The organism is Pseudotenacibaculum haliotis, assembly GCF_042684245.1.
GTDB classification, from domain to species: domain Bacteria; phylum Bacteroidota; class Bacteroidia; order Flavobacteriales; family Flavobacteriaceae; genus Polaribacter; species Polaribacter haliotis_A.
In genome coordinates this window covers 561,339-572,903 of sequence record NZ_JBHULH010000004.1, presented here as the reverse complement: position 1 = coordinate 572,903, position 11,565 = coordinate 561,339, and the positions used below count along the sequence as shown (strand labels likewise).

4 protein-coding genes are annotated in these 11,565 nt (G+C 36.9%); all 4 read left to right on the top strand.

The genetic code is table 11. The annotated features are described in order from the left end of the window. The first annotated feature begins 1 nt into the window (after nt 1). Genes ACFSRZ_RS10630 through ACFSRZ_RS10615 form a run of 4 tightly spaced genes read left to right on the top strand, consistent with a single transcriptional unit; the run spans nt 2 to nt 11,565 of the window. On the top strand, nt 2-2,038 hold the full coding sequence (locus ACFSRZ_RS10630) for a contractile injection system tape measure protein (RefSeq protein ID WP_379666536.1): 2,037 nt from the start codon (nt 2-4) through the stop codon (nt 2,036-2,038). Nucleotides 2,039-2,053: 15 nt separating this feature from the next. Further along, nucleotides 2,054-3,208 (top strand): eCIS core domain-containing protein, encoded by a 1,155-nt coding sequence (locus ACFSRZ_RS10625; protein ID WP_379666535.1) that lies wholly within the window; start codon nt 2,054-2,056, stop codon nt 3,206-3,208. 14 nt (nt 3,209-3,222) lie between these two features. Further along, nucleotides 3,223-7,248 carry an eCIS core domain-containing protein gene (locus ACFSRZ_RS10620; RefSeq protein WP_379666534.1) on the top strand — a complete coding sequence of 1,342 codons (4,026 nt, stop codon included), beginning with the start codon at nt 3,223-3,225 and terminating at the stop codon, nt 7,246-7,248. Then, on the top strand, nt 7,249-11,565 hold the full coding sequence (locus tag ACFSRZ_RS10615; RefSeq protein WP_379666533.1) for an eCIS core domain-containing protein: 4,317 nt from the start codon (nt 7,249-7,251) through the stop codon (nt 11,563-11,565).

The window sequence follows — 11,565 nt, the reverse complement described above, 5'->3', positions numbered from 1 at the left end:
AATGCATCAACAACATATTATCAATAAACTCACAGTAGACGTAGAAACTACAAACCCAAGAGCAGCTTTTGAGTTGAAAGATAATATTGATGCATTTTTAAAACAAGAGATCTTCCCTTATTTAGAGAGTTATTTCCACTCTATAGAAGAAGATATAAAATGGCAATCCATACAAATATCTCAGCTGTCAATAGATCTCAATAGTTCTTCTTCTCTCAATTATAACGAGCTAAAAGAAGATCTCAAAAGACAAATTGTAAAAGAGGTAAAACAAGCCATTGAGAAACCGGTACAAAGCGGTGATAATGTTACAGTTTTATCATCTGGAGAAAGCAATGGACAATCATTGATCTATTTTCTAAAGTTTGGAACCAAGCCTTGGTGGAGTACAACAGAGCAAACAATCTCTTTTACTGATGAAGAATTGGTAAAAATATACAGCTCTCCAAATTTCCAGCAGCAATTTCAAAAGATCATTGTACAAGCACATGTGCAGCAACGTTTTGTATATCAATTTTCAGATCAACAGATTGTAGAAATACTAAAGGCAGTCTTTGGTGAAGTTTCTTCAAAAATCTTGAAAAATAAGATCGTTGATGTAATTACTGAGATGAGAGAAGAAAACAGATTAATTGCATGGAAGACGATACTTCAATATCTCATTACAGGAAAACAAAAAGACATTCCTTTTCAGCTACTAACATTCTTGTCTGAAAAATTCGAGAAAAATACTTCGCAGAAAAGCAGAGAAAATATAACTGTATTACAATTTGCATTAGAAGTTTTTGAAGAGTTTAAGGATGAAAACGAAGCACTTTTTAAAAGTTTAGTAGTGCTTTTAGATGAAACCTTAGAAAACACTTCAAAATTGATTGAACAGCAAACAATAGCTTCAGAAGATAATGAGGAGGCAAATCATATTGAAGTTGTTGCATCAGAAATATATGGAGAAGAGATTGTTAAAGATCATCAGGAGAAAGAGGGAATTTTACTTACAAATGATGGTAGTGAACCGAGTAAGCTTTCTGTAGAAGAAGAAACAGAGAACAAACGAGGTAATAAGAGAGTTATAAGCAGAACAGAATCTAGTGAAAATGCTACTGAATCAATAAAAGGAAAGTATACAAAACAAGATGATGATACTGAAACAACTCAAGAACCTCTTTCAATAAAAAGAAATCTAGCAACGAGAAAGGAGAGTGTTGATATAGAGTCGAAACAGGTTGTTGATTCGAAATTTATAAATGATTCTAATGAAGATCATTCAACAAAAAAGGATCAACCAGAAATAGCTAAAAGCTCTGTAGCAAATTCAAAACAAAACAAACAGTTTAACTCTAAAGAACAGGTTGTTAAGAAATGGGAAGCTTATAAAAAGCTCTTGTCAAGTAAGTCCAAAGAAAGTAAGCTAACAATAGATACAGAAAAGCTTCACGATAAAGTCAATGCTCTTATTCATCAACAAACCAAAGAAGGAGAAAAGAAAGCAATATTGGAGTTGCTCAATGAGCAAATGACATATGAAAGAGAAGAAGAAAATTTACGCAAAGAATACATTGTTTCCAACGCCGGACTCATCTTATTGCATCCTTATTTACAGCATTTCTTCGCAAACTGTGATTTACTAAACGATGATAACAAACTGACCGATCCTGATCTGGCAGTACACGTATTGCACTATTTGGCTACCAAAAAAGAAAAACAGTACGAAAGTAATATGCTCTTTGAAAAAGTGCTTTGTGGTTTGCCTATACATAGTCCAATTCAAAGAAATAGAGAACTGTCAGAAGAACTTAAATCAAACTCAGAAGAGCTTTTAGAAGCAGTTCTTACCAACTGGGGAGCATTAAAAAATGCATCTCCGGATTTGTTGAGAAATGAATTCTTACAACGCTCAGGAAAGATCAATTTTAAAGAAATCAATCCAAAGATTGTTGTCGAAAGAAAAGTACAAGATATCCTTTTAGACCGATTACCATGGAGCATTGGCATATGCAAACTACCATGGATAGACCACTTATTATTTACAGACTGGTAATGTAAAATTTAGAAAATGAAAAGAAGAAGACATAGAAAGCAACCTGTTCAGAAGCAACAATCAGGAAATGAATTGTTCTTAAAACCTACTGTACAAACAAAACTAAATGTTGGCAAACCTGGAGATAAGTACGAGGTGGAAGCAGATAAAATGGCAGACAAAGTTGTAAATAACTCAGGAAAAGATGGAACTATTCAAAAGAAAGAAGGAGAAGAAGAAGTACAACAAAAACCATTAGCCAACTCCATTACACCTCTTGTACAACGTATGGAAGCCACAGAAGACGAAAGCGTACAATCTAAGCAAGAATCGATTCAACGAATGGAAGAGGAAGAGCCTGTGCAGAAAATGGAGGAGGAAGAAGTTCAAAAGCAAGAAGAAGAGGAAACGGTACAGCAAAAAGAAGACGAAGAAGTACAAGCAAAATGTGCTGCTTGTCAAGAAGAAGGACTACAAAAGAAAGAAGATGAAGAAGTACAAGCCAAGTCCAATCAACAGAAAGTGCAAAAGCCTTCATTGGAATCGCAGTTGCGAAAAGGAAAAGGAGGACAGCAAATGGATGCAGGTACCCAAGCAGAAATGGAGTCTGGATTTGGAGCCGATTTTAGTAATGTTAGAATCCATACCGATAGTGAAGCGGTACAAATGAGTCAGGATATCGGGGCGCAAGCTTTTACTCACGGAAATGACATTTACTTTAACAAAGGAAAATACGATCCCAATTCAAAAGAAGGAAAGCATCTATTGGCTCATGAGTTAACACATACCATTCAACAAAAAGGATTTAATGAGTCTACGTCACAGTTTAAGGTACAATGTAAAAACAAAGGATGCAAAGGAAAAGTACCTTTCAATGCTACTTTCGAAAATCAAGTAAAAATCCCGTTTTTTAGCACCTCAGATTGTAGCAAGATAAAGGTGGTACTAAAAATTCAGGATGTATCTGAAGGTCATATCGGAGCTTGTACAAGTTTAAATGTGAGTATTGATGGTGTAGGAAGAACAAAACGTACAGTAAAGGTTCATCCTACAAAGAAAATCACTAGAAAAACACTTCATTTTGAAATGAAAAACGCTACAAAGCATCATTTAATCCTTACGATACCCTGTACAAAATATGAGGGATATTATACACCGCTTAAAGTATCAGGAAAAGTAGAAAGATATTAACCCAATCAATATAAATGTTTGCAGCAAAGAACACAGCGACTTCATCTTACCACCCGTCACATACGTCGACGGGTACCTCTTTTATTCAACCCAAACTGAATATAGGACAAGCCGGAGATAAATATGAAGTAGAAGCAGACAGAGCTGCCGATCAAATCGTTGCCAAGAGCAAACAACCAGAAACATCATTTGTCCCCCCTCAACCTACCATACAAAAACAACCTGAAGGTGAAGTACAAAAGAAAGAAACCGAAGAATCAGAAACTGAAGAAGTAATTCAAGAAAAACCTGTAGTAGATACTATCTCTCCCTTGATACAACGAAAAGAATGTGGAAGTGAAGATCAACTACAGTTAAAGTGTGCTGCCTGTGGAGGAGCTAAGGAAGAAGTCATACAAAAGAAAGCGAATAATACTTTTTTCTCAGGAACTCAAACTCCTAGTTTTTTTGTTCAGAAAAAGTGCAACTGCCAAGAAGAGAACTCCATTCAAAAGAAAGAAGGGAATACAAAAGAAGGAAAAAAACATTTGACCAAAGCATATGAACATTTAAAAGGAAATGGGAGCATTGAATCAAGATTAGCTAGTTCAAAAGGAAAAGGATCAAAATTAGATGAGCATACAAGAACAGAAATGGAATCCGGGTTTGGAGCCGATTTCAGTAATGTTCGTGTACATACAGATAGTGAAGCGGTAGGGATGAGTCAAGAATTAGGGGCTCAAGCTTTTACCAATGGAAGTGATATTTATTTCAATCAAGGAAAGTACGATCCCAACTCAGATCAAGGAAAACATTTACTAGCGCATGAGTTAACACATACCATTCACCAAGGAGCAAGTGCAACAAACCAGGTTCAAAAGTTTGAATTACCAGGTTTTGTACAAGATGGTTTGGATGTTGCCGGTGATTTGTATGATGGAGCAGTAGATACAGTGGCAGATGGTATTTACGATGTTACAGAAGCCTTAGGAGTTACAGATGAGGTTTTAGAAGCCTATGAAATGGCAGAAGATGTTTACGATGCGGCTACAGAATATTTAGTTAAAGCAAGAGATTGGTTGGTTACTACGGCAGGTCAAGCAGCAAGAGCGCTCGTAGAAGCTTTAGGAGGAACCATGGATGTTACAGAAGAGGGGATCATCATTACATTTCCCGAGACATGTCCAGTTCCTGCAGAAGATTTTGAAATTGATATTCCTGAAATTTCACAAGACTTAATGGCTCCGGTATTCGTAATCCCGGTCATTGCAGGAATCATCGATGGTGTCATTACAGGAGAGTTAGGAGGTACAGCCACAATAGACCCACAGCTTAGCATGCAATTAGGTCCTTTCTGTTTAGAAGGAGCCAGAATGGTCATCAATCCGCTTACAGGAAATTTCTCTGTGAGTGGAGGTGTTAGTGCAACTGCAGCTGTTTCATTAGGAGCAGAGGTGAGAGCAGGTCTTAAGGCAGGTTTAGGGTTTACAGGAATCATTTTGGCAGGAGAAATTCCTATTCCATTAGACATTTCATTAATCGCGGTAGAAGCGGGAGTGGCTGGATTGGGAAGAGGAATTGGTATGGGAAGAAAAACCTTAGAAGGAGGATTGGGCTATAACAATGGTTCTTTAGTGATGGAATCTAATGATCAATTAGAAGTTGGCTTAGCAGCAGATTTGTTTTTAGGAGCTTATGGCGAATTAAGTATTGGTGGTTTTAATTTCTGCCGAGTTTATTGGGAACCCTATGCTTGGAATGGTGATATAGGAGCGATGTTTAGCAATTCAACAAGAGTTGTAATTGGACCAAATCCAAGCTTTACAAAGAATGTTACAGCTAGTATTGGCGAGTTTCCTTTTGAAGATTATGAATTGTTACTCAACCGGGGAGGATTTGAAGACGATTGTGTTTTAGAAGACATCATCTGTTGGATTATGGACACTTTTGATCTATATCCTTCAAATAATGGAGGTAAATGGGAAGTCGATGGGAAATATGGTGCAGGAGGAAGATTAGAAGGAAATGTAGAAGGGGCGCCTGTATTCAATAGAAGACCTAATGATGAAAGAGGTGAGCTAGATGATGAAGACGCTCCTTTGTGTAGAGGTGCTTGTGGGCCTAACTGTAAAACGTGTAATAGTCACGAAACCTATAGGTATACAGATGAAGAAACCGGAGACGTTTGGGAATACACCAATTTTGAAGACTGTAGCACTCACGAAGGTTGCCAACAGCACGATGCTGGATTTGACAAAGCTTTGATAGAACACGGAGAAACAGGGCCTTTAGATATCTTCTTAGGAGACTATCACACGTTAGCAAATTTCGAGTGTATGTGTACCTATCCTTTTGGAAATTGCGTGTCGTGGATTTTTGGAGGTCCGCCTAGTCAAGGACGAATGTATTTTGCAGAAAGTGTTCGAAAACTAGGAGATTCAGAAAATGAAGCTGATAGTGAATTAGAAGCAAAGATTGAAGCGATCAATGTTTATTTCTTTGACAAAGATCCAGAAAAGCATCGACTTTTTATAGTAATAGAGAATGGAGAAGCTGAGATCATGATGCAAAGTGATGAAGTAGAGGTTGAAGAAGCAATAGATGAAAAAGAAAGTAGTAATCCTACCGAAGAGGAACAAGGCTACTTAGAAATTGCAGAATCTCACAGACAGACTATAGATAAATTGGTAGAGCTGCATCTAAAAAAACTTGATCCAGGAGAGGAAGAGATAGAGGAAATTGCAGATGAGATTAAAGAAGAGCTTGAAAAATTAGGTGAATATTTACGAAACGGAGGAGTAGATTATTTCCCTGAGATTCCTCCAACGCTTGTAACTTATGGAATGTCAAGCGGAAAGCCCTTATTTGTAAAAGCAAATCCATTAACGTTCAGGCCAGGAAATACAGTAGGTTCAGAACCGAAAGAAGATCCTGCAGGATGGGGGTTGGTAGAAAGGTATAAATACTTTGAGGCATTTATTGATACGAAAAAACCGGAAGGGAGTGGAAGAGAAACAAAAATAAAAAAGAAAGACCCTAATAATCCAAATGATGATGTGAAATTCGAGGAAACGGAAGAGTATGCTAAAGAACATAATTTCCCAATTTATTCAACAACAAACTGGGTTCGCTTCCATATTTTGAATGATAATTTACATGGACCAGGGGTATTCTGGAATTTGTTAAGCGCGCCTAAAGTAGATAATAGAAATTATAATACAGATATTGAAGAACCTGTAAAAAAAGAAGTCAATAAAAAAGGGTTAGAACCTTTCTATTTTCATATTAATGTTGTGGAGTATAGAAATAGTGATGGAAAGATTACTGAAGACCATGTTCATGAAAGTGTTGAGAAACCTGAAGAAAGAAAAGAAATTATAAGACTATATGGCGAGATTCCAAAAAAATTACAATTAAACGCAGGGAAATTAGAATTGAATGATGATGGAGAATATCAGATACCAGAGAATGATGAAGGAAGAATAGGAGAGAAAAATCAGACTTTTGAATTTACTGAGAATATTGATGTAACATTACCTAAAGGGACTAAGATTGTTGTCTTGTTGTATTCTGGAAGTAGCTATTTCACGAATTCCATGCATCGGATTTATTTAAAGAGTCAGAGAGGGGTTTCAAATAATGTGGATGAATTAGTAGATAATTTTTTCGTTGAAAACCCTAGTGGAAAACCAACTACTTTAGTCGGGTTTTTAGAAGCAATAATAAATGCTTTAGATCAATCCAGTGAGACTGAAAAAATTACTCTTTTTGACAAAGGAAATACTGAAGAAGAAAAGAACGCTTTACAAAAACACATAGATATATGGTCAACTAGAAAATTCAACCCTGCAGAACAAGCCAGATTAGACCGTATGCAAGAAATCATAAATGATATTTTGCAGTATAGAAAAGATAATTCGATCAAAAAAGATCCATGGAAGCTTCTGGACATTGGGAAAACTCAATATTATAAATATAAAAAAGGTGATGCTGCGCCATTACCAGAGGTTTTAGCTAAAGCAGAAGAAAAAAGAAAGGAATATTTCCCAGATGATAATTAAATGTTCACCAAAACAGACCAACATACAAGCTCAGGAAACAACGCTCTTTTCAATCAGGGGAAGAATGAGAGTTTTATTCAGCCTAAACTGAAGGTAGGTCAGCCTGGTGATAAATACGAAGTAGAAGCAGACAAAGCTGCAGATAGTATTGTTGCAAACAGCAAAGCATCTCCGAACTCTTTTATTGCACCCAGTCAAACTGTTCAAAAGCAATCCGAAGAAGACATTCAAAAGCAAGAAAATGAACAAGAAATCCAACAAAAACCTGTTGTAGACAAGATCACACCCGGAGTTCAATTAAAAGAGAATTCTATTCTTCAAAAGAATCAGGAAGAAGAGGTTCAACAGAAAGAAGAAGAGGTACAGGAAAAAGAAGAGAATAATGTGCAAAAGCAATCTTCAGGAGCCGGAGATACATCAGGAATAGAAAATTCACTAAGCAACTCTAAAGGAGGCGGAAGCCCTTTAGATACAGGAACTCGTTCAGAAATGGAATCCGGGTTTGGTGCTGATTTTAGCGATGTGCGTGTCCACAACGATTCCAATGCTGTACAAATGAATCAGGAGTTAGGCTCGCAAGCATTCACCAATGGAAGCGATATCTATTTCAATGAAGGAAAGTATGATCCGAGTTCAGACTCTGGCAAACATCTTCTAGCACATGAGTTAACTCACACCGTACAACAAGGAGCTTCTCCATCATCAGATACAGTTCAAAAGAAAGAAAACAAAACAGCAAAACATGACCCGGGAAGACCTGCGTCACCCTTAGATATCTCGCAACGATTTGCTCTAAACGATGCCTGGGCTAAATATTTAGATGAACTGTATGCCAAAGGAGAACGCATTTTCGAAGTAGATGTAAAGATTGGAAAACGCTATAGCGGAACCATCAAGGTAACCAAGAAAACTAGTACCGTTACAGGGAAAAAAGCAAAGTATGAACTGCATAAAAAAGGCTTTGCTCGCTATTTGAATGTCTCGGGATGGAACTTTATGGATCCATTAAGAAACTCAGGAGTAGAGCCTATTTTGGTACTAAACAACTTTGGAGATAATCAGATCACAACTGGTTTTCTGAGTGTAAAGATGAAAGGAGCTCCTCTCATTGCAGATGCCATGGGCTTTATGAAAGGATTGAATTCCAATCTGGAAAAAATGAAGATGCATGGAATTGCTAAGATCAGTGTGAATGCAGATGGGCTCAAAAATAAATTTGAAAAAGGAAAATTAGATTTTCAGGTTAATGCTTTGAGTACCACAATTGCCGGATATATCCAAGCAGGCGGTGGTATTGGTATTGTAAACGATGGTTTCACGATCAACTTTATGGGGAAAGTAGACGTGTCCGGAGTTGCTTCTGGTGAGTTGAATATCAAACGAAAACAAGATGGAAATCTTGATGGTTCAGTAGAGATCGATGCCAATATAGCGAATGTAAACGCTAAGATGAAGGTAGAATACATCAAAGGTGAAGTTACCATTCAAGGTTCAGGGCGTATTCAATCAGAAAAATTCTCAGGAGAACTAAACTTCTTAGTCACTGATGAAGCAAAATCCAAACAAATGATGCACGCCGCCTTAGGTGTACAAACTTTAGAAGGCGATAAAAAGAAAGCAAAAACGCCTGTCAAACCCAATAAGAAGAAACCCAAAACACCAAAGAATCAAGTATTGGTAGGCTGGGGAACTGTAGAAGCCACCATTACTCCTTGGTTACAAGGAAAAGCCACAGTAGGATTAGATCATAAAGGACAGGTAACCATTGTAGGAAGTATTACCGTTCCGAATGAGGTGAAACTCATGGAGCAAAAAGGGAAGAAGCAAACCCTGTTTGATGTCGAGATCAAAGCTGGATACGGAATTCCATTGGTAGGTCAGGTATTCTTATTTGCTGGAGTTGGTATGTTTATCAATGCAGGATTTGGTCCACTTGTGTTAAAGAATGTAGGCTTTACCGGAACATATTCTACAGACCCGGCTGTACTACAAAACTTTAGTATTACAGGAACTTTAAATATCAATGCTTTTGCGTTGTTAGGACTGAAGATCGAAGCCGGAGTAGGAGTCACCTTACTAGGTCACGATGTAAAAGCAGGAATCAGTGCCACAGCCGCAGCGGGAATCCAAGCCTATGCAGAAGCCACACCTACATTTGAATACAAAGAGAAAAAGAATCCAAAAGGAGGAAAAGTAGGAGAAACCCGATTAAAAGGAAACTTTGAAGCGGCAGCTCAACTGTTCTTACAATTAGGAGGATCTTTATTCTATGAATTAGACAGTCCATGGTGGTCACCAGCACCTGATGGAAGAACCGATCATCCATTAGGAGAAGTACAGTATCCATTAGATCAAATGGGAATTGGAGCCGATGTAGATTGGTTGGTAGGTTCTGAAAAACCACCGGAATTAAAATTCAAGCCTGTGAAGTTTGATCCCGGTAAGTTTACTGCCGATATGATGGCTGATCCACCAAAGAAAAAACAAGGTGAATCACAAGCAAAACCCAAAGGAAAGTTCAACGATAAGACAGGTGGAGGTAAAAAACAAAAAGATCCAAAACTAGACAAGAGCGGAAAAGCACAGCCAAAAGGAAAAAAACGAGATCCGAAAAAACTTTCCGATGATAAGAAGTATTTACAAGGGTTAGGTGAGTTGTCTAAACTGGAAAAAGCGAATCCAAAGCCAAGCATTGGAGTTGTTAAAACAAAAATGCAGCAGGTAAAGCAAAAATATGGTTTAGAGACAGTCAATATCAAGAAGCAAAAAGACGGAGAGGTTAGCATTTATGTAAAACACAAAAAACAGAATAACGGTAAGCGCTTGCTGAATATCAAAATGATGAGTAGTGCAGAACGTATGAAGTTACTAACTGCGGCCATGAATGACTTACGTAAACGAGAAACCAAGATTGCAGATAAAAAAGGAACTATAGTAGAGGCTAAAGCAAAAGAAATGATAGTTGCTTGGAAGAAAGCGCATCCGGTTATCGAATCTGCCAAAGTTGTGGATGGTAAAACCACCTGGGATTATGAGATCAATACAGGAGAGAAAAAAGGAATTGAAAAAGGGAAGAAAAAATCCGGAAAAGGCTTTAAACATGAAAAAGTAAAAGACAATTTTAAGCTGAAAAACGGGGAGAAACACAAATTATATTTAAAGCCAAATGGCAAAGGGGGATATGATTTAATAATGGAAAGTACTCCAGTAGTATATGAAAGGTTCATTAATAAATTCAGTTTGCCGGCAGATGCTACTCAAGAACAAAAAGATTTAAAAAACAAAGCTGTAGAATTAGCGAAGAAAATAGATTTAGAACTGGATAGGCTAGAAAAGAGTAATGGTTTAGGAAATACAGAACAAACAGGAAAAGACAATGATAAACTTGTACAAGAATTTGATAAATGGACAGATGAATTAGCCGATCTAACTGAACAATTAATGAACGCAGTTTATGGTGGAGAAACTCCCAAAAACCAAAAGAAGTTTGGACCTAAATATAATGGTGCTTTTGGATCTTCAGTGTCAATTAATTATTTATCAAGTAAAACAACAGGAAAAGATTCAACAGGGATTAAGTATGACAAACATGGTGTATTAGACCTGAGAAGAGGAGATTCAGGTAAGAGGCCTTATTATTTGAGGGGGCATTTATTGAATGCTGATTTGCATGGACCAAATGAGTGGAAAAATTTAACACCATTAACATATACAGCAAATAGTAATCATAAAGAGAAAATAGAAAAAGAGCTGACAAAACATCTTAAGCATGGAAAACCAAAGAAGAAAAATAAAAAGAGAGTTTTTAAATACATTGTTTTAGCTCAATATGGTAGAGCTGTCAATACTGCTCTAAAAGATAAAGTTGAAAAATCTCTGGATCATTCTGATGAAGAGAAAACTAAAATCAACAGTATTGTTGATGCAGAAGCACATGTACCTAGACATTTAGAAATTAAGGCAGTAGAATTAAAAGAGAAAGATGGAAAATGGGTAGATGATAAACCATTATTTGATAATAGAATTGTTAATGATATTGACCAATCATCACCAGCTGCTTATAATATTGGAGACAAACCTCTTACTGTGATTATGAAGCTAAAAAAGGTTACAGCAGCATTCTTAAAAAAATGGATGGATCCTGAAGCTGTAGATGCCATAATAAAAGTAAGAGATCATAACCCGGAAAAAATATGGAAAGATCATCTAGAGTTACAACAAGCAGCTCTAAAGGAAGTATCTGAAAACTCCAATGTTGATGGTACTAAGATGAGAAAAGATAGACTTGCAAAGCACATAGATTTAACACCAGATTAA

What these genes read in the sequence shown, in the direction of transcription:
- ACFSRZ_RS10625 (WP_379666535.1), top strand. Translation starts at nt 2,054, where the DNA reads ATGAAAAGAAGAAGACATAGAAAGCAACCTGTTCAGAAGCAACAATCA.
- ACFSRZ_RS10620 (WP_379666534.1), top strand. Translation starts at nt 3,223, where the DNA reads ATGTTTGCAGCAAAGAACACAGCGACTTCATCTTACCACCCGTCACAT.
- ACFSRZ_RS10615 (WP_379666533.1), top strand. Translation starts at nt 7,249, where the DNA reads ATGTTCACCAAAACAGACCAACATACAAGCTCAGGAAACAACGCTCTT.
- ACFSRZ_RS10630 (WP_379666536.1), top strand. Translation starts at nt 2, where the DNA reads ATGCATCAACAACATATTATCAATAAACTCACAGTAGACGTAGAAACT.